Raw genomic sequence first — 15,271 nt, 5'->3', positions numbered from 1 at the left:
AGATCTTGTGAGTGCTGCGCACTCAAACGGGGGCAAGCCCCCTCACCACAAAAGCCCGGTCCCGCAGGTTTAGGCGTAGGACAGGGATTTTTCTTCCAGTAGTTCTTCGTACAACGTCGTCCACTTGCGACCCATTTCTTCCGCCGTGAACAACTGCCGATAACGCGCCTCTGCCTTCACGCCCATTTCGGCTGCAAGCGTCGGGTTTTCCCAGAGTGTGCGCATGGCTTCACGGAACGCTTGTGGATGACTCGGCGGTACCACCAGCCCGGTTTCGTTGTGGATGTTGATGTAGCTGGTGCCGGTGCCGATTTCGCTGGAGATCATCGGTTTGCCGTACATCGCACCTTCGAGCAGCGAGATGCCGAACGCTTCGGAGCGCAGGTGCGAAGGAAATACGATCGCGTAACTCAGTTGCAGGAGCGCGACTTTGTCTTCGTCGCCAAGACGCCCCAGAAAGTGAATATTGCGCAAACCCAACGCTGTGGCCTGGGCGTGCAGTTTGGCTTCCAGCGGCCCGGCGCCAACAATCACCACCGGGTAATCCACGTCTTTCAAGGCGTCGAGCAGAATGTGCAGGCCTTTGTAATAGCGCATCACGCCCACAAACAGGAAAAACTTATCCCCAAGCTTTTGCCGCCAATGGTCCATGCGTTCGTTATCGGCCTGTGGATAACCGGCCTTGTTCAAGCCATAGGGGATGACGCGGGTCTTGTCCTGAAACTGCTGCAACACTTCACTGGTGTGCAGATAGTTGGGGGAGGCGGCGACGATTCGGTCAGCGCTGGCGAGGAAGCGGTTCATCAAAGGCCGATAAAGTTTGAGCAGGTGCTTCTGACGAATGATGTCCGAGTGGTAGGTCACTACGCTGGGTTTGTTCATGGCGCTGAAGAAATGCACCAGATCCATGAACGGCCACGGGAAGTGGTAATTGACCACATCCGCCTCAGCGGCCATTTCGCGAAATTGCTTGAAGACGCTGTAAGAAAAGCCTGTGGAAGCGAACTGAATGTCGAGTTTGGCCCGATGGACTTCGTGCTGCCCGAGTTGCACCACCGGCGGTGTCGGATCGGCACTGAGGGTCAACACCTGACTTTCAATGCCATGCTGGGCGCCGCTTTCACATAACTGGAAGATGACTTGTTCGATCCCGCCGACCGAGTCAGGCAGGTACGTCTTGAAAAAATGAAGAACTCGCATTCAACCTCCCATAGCCTGGCGGTAGGCGCGGGCGGTGATCTTCGCGCAGCGCTCCCAGGAAAATAGCCTTGCCTGCTGCAATCCGGCTTTTCGGCATGCCTGCCAATGTGTTTGATCGTCGATCAGCCGGCGCATGGCATCGCGCAAGCCGTCTGGATCGTCAGGTTCAATATAGTTGCCCGCAACGCCTGCGACTTCGGGCATGGCCGAACGTCGGGTCAGGATGACCGGCGTGCCGCTGGCCATGGCCTCCAGCACCGGTAGGCCGAAGCCTTCATAGCGCGACGGGAAAATCAGCGCCCGGGCGCCTGCCAACAGCTGCGCGACCTGCTCGTCGGGCAGATAACCGAGCAAACACACATGACCATTGGCCAATGCCTGGCGCAGCTCATCGCTGAATTGTTCGCGTTGCCAGCCGGCCATGCCCACGATCAACAACGGAAAGCGCTGACGCAATACCTCCGGAAGTTGGGCGTGGGCGCGCAGGGCCAGGGTCAGGTTCTTGCGTGGTTCCAGCGTGCCGACGCAGAGAAAATAATCCCGCATCTCGACCCCGTGGGCCTTGAGCATCGCATCGATGGCCTCGGGCTCGCGTGGGTGGAAACGTGCAGCCACGCCCAGCGGGGCAACTACAAAACGCTCGGCCGGCAGTGCGAACCAGGCTTGAGCCTCGTCGGCAATGTACTGCGAGTCGGTGAGAATCAGCTGCGCCTGTTGCACGCCATCGGCCAGTCGCCTCTCGATTTCTCGCAGGCGTGCCGGGGGTTGTGTCTCGGGATAGTGCAGGTGTGTCAGGTCATGCAGGGTGATGACCGTCGGGCCGTCGAACGACAACGGCCACAAACTGGGTTCGTGATAAAGGTCGATCGCCTGGGCGCGGCCTTGATCAAAGCGTTTCTGCGCCAGCCAGCGTCGAGCCTGATACGCCCCCGGTATCTGCCGCAGCAACGGCGTCAGTCGCGAGTAGCCCGGCATGGCGGCATCGGGTAGCGAAGAACTCCAGCCCCAGCCATGGAACAGCGACAACTCGACATCGGGCTCACCGGCCAGGGCAGTCACCAGTTCGGCGACGTAATGGCCTATACCGGTGCGCGGGGCCTGGAGAATTCGGGCGTTAAGGGCAATTCGCATGTTGCCTCTCTTGCACTACGGGTGTTTCCACAAGGTTGCGCAGGGTTCGCTCGGCCAGTTGCGCACTGGCTTCACGCCAGCCAATCCAGCGCCAGTCCGCCACATCGCGGGCGGCCGGGAATTGTTTGCTGCTCTCGAATCGGGCAACCAGATCCGCCAGGTTTTGTGGTTCGGCCAGATCGAAGTACGCCATGAACTCGCCGCCTATTTCGCGGAAGACCGGGATGTCACTGCCCATGGCCGGTAAACCGCGCTGCATGGCTTCTACCAGTGGCAGGCCGAAGCCTTCGACGTAGGACGGAAACACCAACGCACTGGCGTGGGAATAGGCGTGTTCAAGGCTGGTGTCGCTCAGGTCGTTAAACATGAACAGTCGTGTGTTCAACAGTGGGTGATTGCGCACCCGGGCGAGCAGGGCATCGCACTTCCATCCAATGCGCCCGGCGATGCACAGACGGGCAGTGGAGCCTGCGGCCCAGGCGAGTTCGAAGGCGTCCAGCAAGTAGTCGTGGTTCTTGCGCGGCTCGATGGTGCTGACCATCAGGAACACTGGTTCGGGGGTATCGAACAGCCGGGTCAGGCGTGTTTCGACAGCGGCGGTTTCTTCGCGCAGGTCCAGCTCCGAGCCCAGGTGAAAGTAGTCGAACCACAAGGTGTCGGCTTTGGCAGGACCGACGCGACGATGCAATTCATCGCGCACCTGATCGCGCACCGTGGCGGAAATCGCCACGTAGCCGTCGGCGGTTTTGGCGATCCAGTCGAACCACTCGTTGAAAATCTGCACCAGTCGCGTGTCGTAGAACTGCGGGTGGGTCAGGGGAATCAGGTCGTAGATGACCGAGACAATGCCCACGCCTTCGCGTTTGAGTTGTTCGGCCAATGGGAAGAAATCGGCGTGCCAGGACGAATCCAGCAACACGAGTTGATCACCCGGTTGATGCTGCAGCGGCGAGCAACGTTTGGGCAGTTGATATTGATTGATCTGATCAATCAGGCGCAGCGGTACGCTGAAACCCGCCAGCGCCGTGAGGCGGTAAGCCGCGTACAGCGCGCGCCGGGTCCATCGCGAGGTGCAGCGTTTGTCGAGGCGCTGGTGCAGTTGCCAGAAACGATGGGCCAATCGCTCCAGGCGCCCACCGAACTCCATCAGCCCATTGAAAAGCGGTGTGTCCAAAGGGGCCAGACTCAACACCCGGTAGAGCTTGCCCTTGAGCATCACCACCGGGATGCACTCAACGCCATCGACGCGTTCAGGCAACTGATTGATGACGTTGCGCACCACCCGCTGAATGCCCGAATTGACCTTGGGGTGCTGGAACACGTACGTGCACTCCACCAGTAGACGGGTCATGGCGTGTGCTCCGAAACAATCGATTCGGCCGCGCGAGTGATGGTGGTTTTCGCCGCCAGCCACGAGCAGCCGACGAAGTCTTCGTGTCGGTTGTTGATCACATGGAACACCAGGCCGTAGTCGCGCCACTCGAAATTGCGGTCCAGGTGCGAGTCCAGTCGCGACAGGCTCAGGGCCACGGAATAGTTGCCCTTGCCCAGGCCCATGACGAAGGCAAAGCGGTAGGTCAGCCGCTCGCCGGCCCGCAGATCGGTGAGGGCGAGGTCCTGACGATGGGTATTGATGCCGTACATGGCCTGGCCCAGGCGATCCTTGATCATGAAACCCAGCACCAGGCGTTCGATGTCCTGGCGCACTTCGACTTGCACCTCAAGCACGACCGGCTGGCCGACTTCGGCGGCATCGATGGCACGTTCGCGCTCATCGAGCATGCGCACGCTGAGGATCCCGGCTTCACCGGTGCCGGAAACGGTTTGCACCTGGCCGTCCGCGAGCATTTCCTGACGCACCGTCTGGCCTTCGCGCTCGGCGAGCAGGGCGTTGTAGTAGTCCATGACGGCTTCGGGCTTGCCATGCATGGCCATGCGGCCGTTCTCCAAGAGAATCGCCGAGTCGCAGATCGACTGAATCGCCGAGCGGTCGTGGGACACGATCAGCAATGTGGTGCCGGCCCTGCGAAAGCTGCGGATGCGTTCGAAGCTTTTGTGCTGGAAGTAGGCGTCGCCCACCGACAACGCTTCGTCGACGATCAGGATATCCGGGCGCCGCGCGGTGGCCACGCTGAACGCCAGGCGCATCTGCATGCCGCTGGAGTAGGTGCGCACCGGGTGGTCGATGGCTTCGCCGATTTCCGCGAAATGTTCGATCTGTGGCATCAGGGCTTCGATTTCTTCGACCTGCATGCCCAGCAATTGCCCGGCCATGACCGCGTTTTGCCGACCAGTGAACTCCGGGTGAAAGCCCATGCCCAGTTCCAGCAGGGCGGCGACGCGGCCTTCGAGCTGGATCTGTCCACAGGTGGGTTGGGTGGTGCCGGTGATCATCTTCAGCAAGGTACTTTTGCCGGCACCGTTGACCCCGACGATGCCCACCGCTTCACCGGGAGCGATTTCGAATGCCACGTCTTGCAGCACCCAGTGCTGGCGATGGCGGATCGGCGAAAACGGGATCAGCCATTCGGCCAGTCGGCTCCAGCGCGTGGGGTATTGCTTGTAGGCCTTGCCCAGGCCCGTCACGCGTATATGTCCCATCAGAGTTCATCCACCATTTCGCCGACCCGCTGACGAAACAGTCGCAGCCCGATCACGCAGAACAACACACCGATTACAAAGACCGGCAGCAGCGAACTCCAGACCGGCCATTGGCCGTAGAGGAACAGGTTCTGGTAGCTGCCGATCAGGTTGGTCATGGGGTTGAGTTGCAACAGCCGCTGGACCCACTCGGGCAGGATGCTCAGCGGGTACACGATCGGGGTCAGCCAGAACCAGAATTGCAGGCAGATACCGAAGAATTGCCCTACGTCGCGAAAGAACACGTTCAGCACACCGAGGATCATCCCCAGCCCGGCGCAGAACATCACTTGCAGCGCGATCAGTGGGAGCAACGCCAGCAGGGCCATGCCCGGCAAGCGCCCGGTGATCAGCAGAAAGCCCAGGAACAGCCCGATGATGATCGCGAAGTTGATGCCGGCATTGAACAGCACGATCACCGGCAGACAGATTCTCGGGAAGCTGATTTTCTTCAGCAGGTTGGCGTTTTCCAGAAACATGTTCTGGCTGCGCAGGGTGATTTCCGAGAACAGACCCCAGGTCAGCAACCCGGCGCAGAGGTAGATGCTGTAGGCCATGCCGTCATCCACACCCGGCAAGCGTGCGCGCATGATGTGGGAAAAAATCACCGTGTAGACGACGATCATCGACAGCGGGTTGAGCACGGTCCACAGGGCACCGAACAGCGAATTACGATAACGCGCTTGAAACTCTCGCTTGACGCTACCGAGGATGAAACCTCGATAGCTCCACAGCGAGCGATACAGGGAAAGCAGCATTCAAACCGTCCTGCCGTATTGGTCTTCGAAGCGAACGATATCGTCCTCCCCCAGGTATTCACCGCTTTGCACTTCGATGATGACCAGGTCGATCACGCCGGGGTTTTCCAGACGGTGCCTGTGCCCGGCGGCAATGAACGTCGATTCGTTCTTGGCCACCAGGTGCGAACCGGAACCGTTGTTGGTGACCTTGGCCATGCCTTCGACCACGACCCAGTGTTCGTTGCGGTGATGGTGCATTTGCAGTGACAACTTGGCCCCGGGTTTGACCACGATACGTTTGATCTTGAAGCGCGGACCTTCCTCGAGCACGGTGTAGGTGCCCCAAGGTCGGCTGACTGTGCGGTGCAGGCGATAGGCTTCGTGTTTTTTGTCCTTGAGCTGCCGGGCTACCCGGCGCACATCCTGGGCGCGGTCGGCGTGAGCTACCAGCAGCGCGTCGGCGGTGTCGATGATGATCAGGTTATCCACACCCACTGCGGCGACCAACCGGTCTTCGCTCTGGACGAAGTTGTTGTGGCTGTCGATGAAGATCGCCTCGCCGCTGGCGCGATTGTTCTGCGCATCGGCCGGCACCAGTGCTGCCACGGCGCCCCAGGAACCGATGTCGCTCCAGTCGAAACTGGCCGGAACCACGACCACTTTGTCGGAGCGCTCCATCAGGGCGTAGTCGATGGAGATGTCGGTGATGTCGGCGAAGTGCGTTGGCGACAGTTCCTGTTGCAGGCAACCGCCGGTTTCCACCGGCGCACTGGCCGCCATGCAGGCCCGAGCCTGTTCCAGCAATGCGGGGGCGTGAAGGTGCAACTCGGCCAGCAGCGTGGCGATCGAGAAGCAGAACATCCCCGAATTCCACAGGAAGTTGCCGCTCTCCAGATAATGCGTGGCGGTTTGCAGGTCGGGTTTCTCGACGAAGCGTTGCACCTTGGCGGCGCCTTTGTCGTCCAGCGGGGCACCGGTTTCGATGTAGCCGAAGCCGGTTTCCGGGGCTGTCGGCACGACGCCGAACGTTACCAGATGACCAGATTTGGCCAGCGTCACGGCGTGCTCGACCGCGCTTTTCAAGGCGTCTTCGTTGAGAATCAGATGGTCGGCGGGCATCACCACCATGATCGCTTCGTCGCCGTGCAGGGCTTGTAGCGAAAGGGCTGCCGCCGCGATGGCCGGGGCTGTGTTGCGGCCCGTCGGCTCGAGCAGAAAATGCCCGCGATGGCGCTCCAGGCGCGCATCCTGATAGTGATCCTTGCTCTGGAAGTAATAGTCGCGGTTGGTCACCGTGACGATATCGCCCCAGCCATCGAGCAAGCCTGCCGCACGCCGATAGGTCTTGCTCAGCAGCGACTGACCGTCGGGCAGGTTCATGAACGGCTTGGGATGGCCTTCGCGGGACACCGGCCACAAACGAGTCCCGGCACCGCCGGAGAGAATCACAGGAATCAGCATGGCCTACTCCTTGGCAACGCGTTTCATGTCCGCATCCATCATCATGCGAATCAAGGTGTCCAGATCGGTTTTTGGCTTCCAGCCCAGTACGCGCTGGGCCTTGGCCGGGTTGCCAAGCAGCACTTCTACCTCGGCCGGGCGGAAAAACGCCGGGTCGATCTTCACGTAGTCGCGGTAGTTGAGGCCAATGTGATCAAAGGCGATGCGGCACATTTCGCGCACGGTGGTGGTCACGCCGGTGGCGACCACATAATCGTCAGGCTTGTCCTGTTGCAGCATCAGCCACATGGCTTCGACGTAGTCGCCGGCGAAGCCCCAATCGCGTTTCGCGTCGATGTTGCCCAGGCGCAGTTCCTGCTGTTTGCCCTGTTTGATGCGGGCGGCGGCGTCAGTGACTTTACGGGTCACGAACTCGATGCCGCGCAGCGGTGATTCGTGGTTGAACAGGATCCCGCTGCTGGCGTGCAGGTTGAAGCTTTCGCGATAGTTCACCGTGATCCAGTGGCCATAGAGTTTGGCCACGCCGTAAGGGCTGCGCGGATAAAACGGCGTGTTTTCGTCCTGCTGCTCGGCCTGAATCAAGCCAAACATTTCGCTGGTGGACGCTTGATAGAAACGGGTGTGCGGACTGAACTGACGGATCGCTTCGAGCAGGTGAGTCACGCCCAGGCCGTCGACGATGCCGGTGGTCACCGGTTGATCCCAGGAGGCGGCGACAAAGCTTTGCGCCGCCAGGTTGTAAACCTCATCCGGTGCCGATTTGATTACGGCGCGCTGCACCGAGCAGGCATCGGCCATATCGCCATCCAGATAGACGATATCGCCCTCGATCCCCGTCTCGCGCAGTCGCCAACGTGAATCGCTGCTGCGCCGCGCCACCAGGCCATGGACTTTATAACCTTTGTCGAGCAGCAACTTGGCCAGATAGGCGCCGTCCTGACCGGTGATCCCTGTGATCAATGCACTTTTTGTCATTCTTGTCGTACTCGCTTCTCCCAGTCGGACAGGATCGCCCGCAAGGATTGTTGTGTTGTGATTTCAGGCGTCCATCCTGTGGTCTGGGCAAGCTTGGCATGGCTGCCACAAACGCGACGCTGATCCGCGCGGCGAAGACGCGCCGGATCCTGAATCAGTTGCATATCGACCTGGGCGAGATCCCCCAGCTGTTCGATCAAACTGCGAATGCTCTGCTCGCGCCCCGAGCAAATGTTGTAGACCTGCCCCGACGTGCCTTTTTCCAGCAATGCGAAGTAGGCCGACACCACGTCGCCCACATCGAGGAAATCGCGAGTGACGTCGATGTCACCGACTTCCAGTTGCGGTGTTTGCAGGCCTTGCTTGATTCGACTGATCTGCCGCGCCGCGCTGGCGATGACGAAGCTGTCCTTCTGCCCGGTGCCGATGTGGTTGAACGGGCGAGCGACCAGCACCGGCCAGCCTTCGCTCAGGCCCCATTGCAGGCTCAGGAACTCCGCCGACAGTTTGCTCACGGCATAAGGATTGCGCGGGCAGGGTGGCTGGCGTTCGGTGATGGGCAGATCGGTTTCATTGACCTGGCCATAGACGTCACCGGAGCTGACGTACAGGAACGTACCGGCGAAGCCACGGGCTTTGAGGGCTTGAAGCAGGTTAAGGGTGCCCAGCAGATTGATATTCAGCGTACGTGCCGGATCACGAAAGGCTTCGGGAACGAAGGTCTGGCCGGCCAGATGAATGACCGCATCGGGCATCTCCGGCCACAGGCCTTCAAGGCTTTCTGGCTGTACGAGATCGTAACGGGAAGGGGCAGGCAGTAGTTCCCATTCCGAGGCATCAGCCTTCAGACGAGATTGGATGTGTTGTCCTACGAATCCACTCAGACCCGTTACGAACAGACGCTTTTTCAAGCAGCGGTCCCCTCAATTCTGAACTTCTGCCATTTCCCGCAGGCTTTAGGGAAAGTCTGTCAGACCGAAGAAAAACCTTCGTAGGAAGACAGGCGAAGTCGTTGTTGTAGTTGTTTGGTAGCCAATCTGTGCCAATTGCGCAGCAATTTCAACAGGTCTCACCGTGACCGGTCAGTTCTCGTTTTCGCAGGCCTATTTATTCTCGCCGAGCGGTTCACGAACCCTTAACGGATGTGTTTAGAATGCCCCTCGTCACGATCGCCCAGGGTTCGGCAGGGTTATTTTGAAACTCCGCGAAACTGACCACTAAAACAAGAACGTAGACGGACACGAAGACTATAGACGAGGGCAGGTACTTGCCGACTCAATCTGTGGTTTCGCCGTCATAGAGTGAGGTTGCCGGGATGGCGGCTTCATCGTGGGATGCCATGAATTTTATTCTTTACTCGGACGTCAACGACAGTTCCATCAGCCAGAGCCTCGGTCGTCCCGAATACAGTTACTACTTCGTGCTCAAGGCTTATCGCCCGGTGCTCGAAAGCCTTGGGCGGGTGCATGTGGTGTCCTCCACCGCCGAGGTCGATCCTCTCTACAGGCAACTGCGTACCGCCGGCGAAGACAGCCTGTTCCTGTCTTTCACCCCGCCACAGAAAACCCCGAACGACCTTGAGTGCCCGACAATGTGCGTGGTGGCCTGGGAGTTCGATTCGATTCCCGATGAGCAGTGGGACAACGATCCACGGCAGGACTGGACCCGCATGCTGGCGCGCCAGGGCCGGGTGATTACGCTCTCCAGTCATACTGCCCGGGCGATCCGTCGGGCCATGGGCGAAGACTTTCCGGTGTTGGTCTTGCCGACGCCGTTGTGGGAAAACTTCGCGGCCATCCGTAGCCGTCATACCAGTGTGCCGGTCAATGCCGGTTCGACCCTCGACATCAAGGGCTGCATCCTCGATACCCGTACGCTGGGGCTGTCCGCCGACTCGCTGATTCCACCGCCGCTGACCCCTGAGCAACAGGCGGAACTCGAGGCCTTGCGCCCGCCGCCGCTAACCCTGAAGCGCCGCTTCGTCATCGCCAGGCACTACTTGCGTCTGTGGGCGCTGGACCTGGGCAAGGCGCAACCGGTGCCGGTCCATCGCACTCATTTTCTGAGCCAGTGGTACTGGGAGGGGATTCGCGATCTGTTGTCTGACCCGGCTCACTCCCGGCTCGCAAAATACTTCCCGGCCATTGCCGGTCCACAGTCGGTGCCGGTCCATGTACCAGCACCCGTGGACCTTCCGGACGCTACGGAACAGGTTCAGACCCATGTCGACGGCGTGGTCTACGTCACCGTGTTCAATCCCAAGGACGGGCGCAAGAATTGGCATCAACTGATCAGCGCATTCTGCTGGGCTTTCCGTGACACCGCGGATGCCACACTGGTGCTGAAGATTACCCAGAGCGATCTGTCGTCCTATTACACCGAGTTGATGACCTTGCTGGCGCAACTGTCCCCGTTCGCCTGCCGAGTGGTGGTGATGCACGGTTACCTGGACGATCCGCAATATGCCCGGCTCTATGAGGCGGCGAGTTATTACGTCAACGCCTCGCGCTGCGAAGGCTTGTGTCTGCCGCTGATGGAGTTCATGGCCAGCGGCAAACCGGTGATCGCGCCGGATCACACGGCCATGGAGGATTACATCGATGAGCGCGTGGCGTTTGTGGTCAAGTCCAGCGAAGAGCTGACCATCTGGCCTCAGGACACCCGCATCATCTATCGGACCCTGCGTTATCGACCGGACTGGGGGTCGTTGAAAACGGCCTACGAAAACAGCTACCGGATCGCCAAGGAACAGCCGCTGGAGTATCAGCAGATGTCTCACGCCGCGGTCGAGCGCATGCACGATTACTGCGCCTTCGCTCCAGTGCAACAACGCTTGGCGGACTTTTTCGGGCTGGCGCCACACGGTGTGTCGGCAGCGACCGTCACGGATAACGCCTCATGCTGATCATCATTTATTCAGAAACCAACCAGCGGACCATTGCCCAGAACCTGGGCCGTTCGGAATACAGCTACTACTTCGTGCTCAAAGAGTATCGACCGGTGCTGGAGCGACTGGGGCGGGTAGTGGAGGTCAGCGATCCACAGACCGAAGTCGACGCCCTGTACCTCGACTGTCTGTCCCGTGGCGAAGACTGCGTGTTCCTGTCGTTCTCGCCACCGCATCGCACGCCGGTTCATTTTGCCTGTCCGACCCTGGCAGTGTTTGCATGGGAATTCAGCACCATTCCCAATGAGCCGTTCGCCGGTGAACCGCGTAATGACTGGCGCACGGTATTGCGCGCGAGCGGTGCGGCAATCACCCATTCCAGCTACACCGTCAATGCCGTGCGCGAAGCCATGGGCGCCGACTATCCGATCGTCGCGGTACCGGCACCGGTGTGGGATCGCTTTGCCGCACGCGGTGCGCAATTGCAGCGTCAGCCAAAGGCCTGCCAGGTGCGATTGAAGATCAAAGGCTTGCTGGCGGACAGTCGTCAACTTGATCTGCGGGCCTTTGGTCCTGCGCATTTGCGTGCCGGCAAGGGCATCGACTTTCAGGCGCCCGCTGGTGAACAGGAGCTGGTGCTCGATGGTGTGATCTACACCTCGGTGTTCAATCCCTGCGACGGGCGCAAGAATTGGGAAGACATGCTGAGTGCCTTTTGCGTGACCTTCCGCGAGGTAGAAGACGCCACGCTAGTGCTCAAACTGACGCATCACGATGCCGAAGAAGCGCTGACCGATATCCTTCATCACTTGTACAAAAACCAGTCTTACCGCTGCCGTATCGTGTTGATTTACGGCTACCTCGCGGATGCGGACTACGAACGTCTGGTGCAGGCCACGAGTTACGTGGTGAATACATCCTACGGCGAAGGCCAGTGCCTGCCGCTGATGGAGTTCATGTCATGCGGCAAGCCGGCAGTGGCGCCGCGCACCACGGCGATGATCGATTATCTGGACGCCGACAATGCTTTCCTCATCGACTCCACGGATGAGCTGACGGCCTGGCCTCACGACCCGCGAAAGGCGTTTCGCACCCTGCGTTACATCACCAACTGGGCCTCGTTATGCACGGCCTATCGGGCCAGCTATGACGTGGCCAAAGACGACCCGCAACGCTATGCAAGGATGTCCGCCCACGCGGTCACCAGCCTGCAAAACTTCTGCGGCCAGGCAACCGCTGAACAGCGTCTGAAAGAATTCCTTGCCCGGCTATTCGAAACCCGCGCTGCGGCTGCCGTGGAAACCCCCGAGGCATGATCCGCGCATTGATGAGGCGGCTGCGTCCGGTGGCGCAACCCAAAGCTGTGCCTGCACCGGTTGCGCAAGACAGCGTATCGCCGCGCGATGTCGGCTTGCACGACGCCATCCTCGATGGCTGGTTTTTGAACGACAGCGGCGAATTGCTCAAGGGCTTTGCGATCACCGCGGACGACACTTTGCTGGATGTCGGTTGCGGTGAGGGCGTTGCGACGCTGTTTGCGGTACGTCAGGGCGCGTCGGTGATTTTTACTGACAGTGAACATGACAAGGTCCGAGAGCTGGCCCGGCAAGTGGACACGCAGACGGACAAGCCAAGCCTGGGGCTGGTCAGCAATAGCCTGCCGTTGCCGCTGGCCGATGGCTGCGCGAGCAAAGTCGTGTGCATGGAAGTGCTCGAACACATCGACCAGCCCGAGCCGTTCATGGCCGAGTTGGTGCGCATGGGCCGTCCGGGTGCGCAGTATCTGCTGAGCGTGCCGGCACCGGTGGGCGAGCATTTGCAACAGGGCATCGCCCCGGCCAGCTATTTCCAGTCGCCCAATCACGTACAGATTTTTACCCCGGAACGCTTCGCCGCGCTGGTGGAGGACGCCGGCCTGGTGATCGAGCATCGTCAGGCCACCGGGTTTTTCTGGGTGATGGGCATGATTTTCTTCTGGGCCAGCGAGCGCGCGGCCGGGCGCGACTTGGGCGGCGCGGTACGTGATCGGATTCAAGCGCCCTATCCGCCGCTGATGGAGAGCTGGGCGAAAACCTGGCAAGACCTTCTGGCGCAACCCAATGGGCTGGCGATCAAGCAGATGCTCGATCAGTTCATGCCCAAGAGTCAGGTGATCATTGCACGTAAACCGATGGCGACCGATTCAAAGGCCGGGACTGCGCCATGAGCAGTCGACGGATTCTCGACATCGAGTTGTTGCGCGGGATCGCTGTGCTTGGCGTGCTGGTGCATCACCTGCAAACCATGCCATTTCCGGGAGGGCTGCCGGGTTTCGAATCGGGCACGGCCCACGGGCAATTCTGGTGGGGTGTGGACCTGTTTTTTGTCATCTCCGGGTTTGTCATCGCCCGAGGCTTGATTCCGCTGCTGCGTAGTTGCCAGACACCGCAGGCCTTCTGGCTGGAAACCCGCGATTTCTGGATTCGCCGGGCCTTTCGTCTGTTGCCATCCGCCTGGTTGTGGCTGCTGCTGATGTTATTGGGTGCACTGTTTTTCAATCATTCGGGTGCCTTTGGCACGGTGCAGGCCAATCTGCAGGCGACGCTGGCGGGCTTTCTGCAGTTTGCCAATTTGCGCTTCGCTGAAAGCTTCATGCGCTTCGAATACGGTGCCAGCTTCGTTTACTGGAGCCTGTCCCTTGAAGAGCAGTTCTACCTGCTGCTGCCCTTACTGATCCTCGTCTGCCGCAAGCGGTTGGTGTGGGTGTTGCTGGCCTTGGTTGCCGTGCAACTGTTCACTTGGCGTTCAGCGCTGTTGATGAGTATCAGGACCGATGCCCTGGCATTGGGCGTGTTGCTGGCGATGTGGAGCTCGAGGCCGAGCTATCTGACCTGGGAGCCACGATTGTTGCGCCGTCGTTGGTCAGGCCCGTTGACACTGATCGGCTTGGGGGCTGCATTGAGCGTGCTGGCGAGCACACCTTTCAATCTGGCGAGCTATCGGGTCGCCGCGATTGCGTTGTTGTGCGCGCTGCTGGTCTGGATCGCTTCCTACAATTGCGATTACCTGCTGCCCAAGGGCAAGCTCAAGCAAATACTGGTCTGGTTGGGCGCCCGTTCCTATGGCATTTACCTGATTCACATTCCGGCGTTCTTTGCCGTGCGCGAAGGCTGGTTTCGTTTCGCGCCCGTCGGTTGGCAGGACGTGGCGATGCAGCCGGCACTGGCGCTGTTTTGCGCCATGACCCTGATCGTGCTGCTGAGTGAACTCAACTACCGATTCATCGAGCTGCCCATGCGCAACCGGGGTGCCCATCTGGTGCAACGCTTGCGTATATCCCCATCAGTCCTTCCATCCTCTGGAGCCACCTCATGCTGAGCCTTTTGAAGAAACTCACGGCGGGCACGTCCGCTGCCGCGCAGCCGCTGATGCCAGCACCCTCGGTGTCCGAGAAAGTCGACCCGTACATGCTCGGCCTGCATGACGCGATGCTCAGCGGCTGGTTCAACCAGCAAACCGGTGAGCTATTCACCGGTTTCCCGGTCAGCCCCGAGGACACGCTGCTGGATGTGGGCTGCGGTGACGGGGGCAACGTGCATTTCTGCGGCATGCGCGGGGCGAAGATCATCATTGCCGACATCGACGCAGCCAAGGTCGAAGCGACTCGTCAGCGCTTGAGCGACACGCCGGCGCGGGGCATCGAGTGCCACGTCACGGACTGTAATCCGCTGCCGATTGCCGACGCGACCGCGACCCGGGTGGTGTCCACCGAAGTTATCGAGCACGTCGACGATCCGGCGCAGTTCCTCGCCGAACTGGTGCGGGTCGGCAAGCCCGGGGCGCTGTATTTGCTCAGTGTTCCGCACCCCAGTTCCGAAGACCTGCAAAAAGACATCGCGGCGCCGGAGTATTTCCAGAAGCCCAACCACATTCGCATCATCAGCGAAGAGCAGTTCAAGGCGATGGTCAGCGACGCCGGCCTGGAAGTCATCAGCCACAGCCAGTACGGGTTCTATTGGTCGATGTGGATGCTGTTGTTCTGGGAGGCCAAGGTCGATTTCAGCAACGCCGACCATCCGCTGCTCAACCATTGGGCCGACACCTGGCAAGCCGTTCTGTCGTCGCCACGGGGGGCGCAGATTAAACAGGCGCTGGATGCGGTGGTGGCGAAAAGTCAGGTGATCATTGCCCGCAAGCCAATGGCTGAGTAGGCTGCCGGGAATTCGTATTCGATCAATTGTGGCGAGGGAGCTTGCTC

The 15,271-nt window shown here is 60.0% G+C and carries 13 protein-coding genes; 5 read left to right on the top strand and 8 right to left on the bottom strand.

Features of this window, described 5'->3' with window-relative positions; translation table 11 throughout:
- Positions 1–69 precede the first annotated feature (69 nt).
- From ACQKPC_RS22355 to ACQKPC_RS22320, 8 genes are read right to left on the bottom strand one after another with little or no spacing between them, the layout of a single operon-like run.
- Positions 70–1,200: a glycosyltransferase family 4 protein gene (locus ACQKPC_RS22355; RefSeq protein ID WP_401172891.1), complete on the bottom strand. Its 1,131-nt coding sequence runs from the start codon at positions 1,198–1,200 to the stop codon at positions 70–72.
- Positions 1,201–2,331 carry a glycosyltransferase family 4 protein gene (locus ACQKPC_RS22350; RefSeq protein ID WP_427626334.1) on the bottom strand — a complete coding sequence of 377 codons (1,131 nt, stop codon included), beginning with the start codon at positions 2,329–2,331 and terminating at the stop codon, positions 1,201–1,203.
- On the bottom strand, positions 2,315–3,682 hold the full coding sequence (locus ACQKPC_RS22345) for a glycosyltransferase family 4 protein (RefSeq protein WP_427626332.1): 1,368 nt from the start codon (positions 3,680–3,682) through the stop codon (positions 2,315–2,317). The genes ACQKPC_RS22350 and ACQKPC_RS22345 overlap by 17 nt, the downstream gene beginning before the upstream one ends.
- Complete coding sequence (locus tag ACQKPC_RS22340) at positions 3,679–4,932, bottom strand: ABC transporter ATP-binding protein (RefSeq protein ID WP_427626330.1); 1,254 nt, start codon at positions 4,930–4,932, stop codon at positions 3,679–3,681. Before ACQKPC_RS22340 ends, ACQKPC_RS22345 begins: the two co-directional genes overlap by 4 nt.
- The gene (locus tag ACQKPC_RS22335; protein ID WP_427626328.1) at positions 4,932–5,729 is read right to left on the bottom strand and encodes an ABC transporter permease; all 798 of its coding nucleotides are present in this window, start codon (positions 5,727–5,729) and stop codon (positions 4,932–4,934) included. Before ACQKPC_RS22335 ends, ACQKPC_RS22340 begins: the two co-directional genes overlap by 1 nt.
- Entirely contained in the window at positions 5,730–7,172 is a 1,443-nt protein-coding gene (locus ACQKPC_RS22330) for a mannose-1-phosphate guanylyltransferase/mannose-6-phosphate isomerase (protein WP_427626326.1), read from the bottom strand. It lies immediately after the preceding gene.
- Between the two features lie 3 nt (positions 7,173–7,175).
- Positions 7,176–8,147 carry a GDP-mannose 4,6-dehydratase gene (gene gmd, locus ACQKPC_RS22325; protein ID WP_030132531.1) on the bottom strand — a complete coding sequence of 324 codons (972 nt, stop codon included), beginning with the start codon at positions 8,145–8,147 and terminating at the stop codon, positions 7,176–7,178.
- A complete protein-coding gene (locus ACQKPC_RS22320) occupies positions 8,144–9,058 on the bottom strand; it encodes a GDP-mannose 4,6-dehydratase (protein ID WP_427626324.1) in 915 nt (304 codons plus the stop codon). Before ACQKPC_RS22320 ends, gmd begins: the two co-directional genes overlap by 4 nt.
- Before the next feature lie 428 nt (positions 9,059–9,486).
- Here ACQKPC_RS22320 and ACQKPC_RS22315 point away from each other — a divergent pair, with 428 nt between their 5' ends.
- Genes ACQKPC_RS22315 through ACQKPC_RS22295 form a run of 5 tightly spaced genes read left to right on the top strand, consistent with a single transcriptional unit; the run spans position 9,487 to position 15,224 of the window.
- Entirely contained in the window at positions 9,487–11,052 is a 1,566-nt protein-coding gene (locus ACQKPC_RS22315; RefSeq protein WP_427626322.1) for a glycosyltransferase, read from the top strand.
- The gene (locus ACQKPC_RS22310; RefSeq protein ID WP_427626320.1) at positions 11,046–12,350 is read left to right on the top strand and encodes a glycosyltransferase; all 1,305 of its coding nucleotides are present in this window, start codon (positions 11,046–11,048) and stop codon (positions 12,348–12,350) included. Before ACQKPC_RS22315 ends, ACQKPC_RS22310 begins: the two co-directional genes overlap by 7 nt.
- Complete coding sequence (locus ACQKPC_RS22305) at positions 12,347–13,240, top strand: class I SAM-dependent methyltransferase (RefSeq protein WP_427626318.1); 894 nt, start codon at positions 12,347–12,349, stop codon at positions 13,238–13,240. Before ACQKPC_RS22310 ends, ACQKPC_RS22305 begins: the two co-directional genes overlap by 4 nt.
- A complete protein-coding gene (locus tag ACQKPC_RS22300; RefSeq protein WP_427626316.1) occupies positions 13,237–14,391 on the top strand; it encodes an acyltransferase family protein in 1,155 nt (384 codons plus the stop codon). Before ACQKPC_RS22305 ends, ACQKPC_RS22300 begins: the two co-directional genes overlap by 4 nt.
- Positions 14,385–15,224, top strand: a complete 840-nt coding sequence (locus tag ACQKPC_RS22295; RefSeq protein WP_427626314.1) for a class I SAM-dependent methyltransferase — start codon at positions 14,385–14,387, stop codon at positions 15,222–15,224. Before ACQKPC_RS22300 ends, ACQKPC_RS22295 begins: the two co-directional genes overlap by 7 nt.
- Positions 15,225–15,271 lie beyond the last annotated feature (47 nt).

This window comes from Pseudomonas sp. NPDC089918 (assembly GCF_050280605.1).
GTDB lineage: Bacteria > Pseudomonadota > Gammaproteobacteria > Pseudomonadales > Pseudomonadaceae > Aquipseudomonas.
Note: the sequence above shows the minus strand (reverse complement) of the source record. Positions and strands in the feature narration are given on the sequence as shown.

Bases quoted from the DNA above. Each gene is read 5' to 3' on its own strand.
- ACQKPC_RS22340 (WP_427626330.1), bottom strand. From the start codon at position 4,932: ATGGGACATATACGCGTGACGGGCCTGGGCAAGGCCTACAAGCAATAC.
- ACQKPC_RS22300 (WP_427626316.1), top strand. From the start codon at position 13,237: ATGAGCAGTCGACGGATTCTCGACATCGAGTTGTTGCGCGGGATCGCT.
- ACQKPC_RS22355 (WP_401172891.1), bottom strand. From the start codon at position 1,200: ATGCGAGTTCTTCATTTTTTCAAGACGTACCTGCCTGACTCGGTCGGC.
- ACQKPC_RS22335 (WP_427626328.1), bottom strand. From the start codon at position 5,729: ATGCTGCTTTCCCTGTATCGCTCGCTGTGGAGCTATCGAGGTTTCATC.
- ACQKPC_RS22315 (WP_427626322.1), top strand. From the start codon at position 9,487: ATGAATTTTATTCTTTACTCGGACGTCAACGACAGTTCCATCAGCCAG.
- gmd (WP_030132531.1), bottom strand. From the start codon at position 8,147: ATGACAAAAAGTGCATTGATCACAGGGATCACCGGTCAGGACGGCGCC.
- ACQKPC_RS22310 (WP_427626320.1), top strand. From the start codon at position 11,046: ATGCTGATCATCATTTATTCAGAAACCAACCAGCGGACCATTGCCCAG.
- ACQKPC_RS22345 (WP_427626332.1), bottom strand. From the start codon at position 3,682: ATGACCCGTCTACTGGTGGAGTGCACGTACGTGTTCCAGCACCCCAAG.
- ACQKPC_RS22295 (WP_427626314.1), top strand. From the start codon at position 14,385: ATGCTGAGCCTTTTGAAGAAACTCACGGCGGGCACGTCCGCTGCCGCG.
- ACQKPC_RS22350 (WP_427626334.1), bottom strand. From the start codon at position 2,331: ATGCGAATTGCCCTTAACGCCCGAATTCTCCAGGCCCCGCGCACCGGT.
- ACQKPC_RS22305 (WP_427626318.1), top strand. From the start codon at position 12,347: ATGATCCGCGCATTGATGAGGCGGCTGCGTCCGGTGGCGCAACCCAAA.
- ACQKPC_RS22330 (WP_427626326.1), bottom strand. From the start codon at position 7,172: ATGCTGATTCCTGTGATTCTCTCCGGCGGTGCCGGGACTCGTTTGTGG.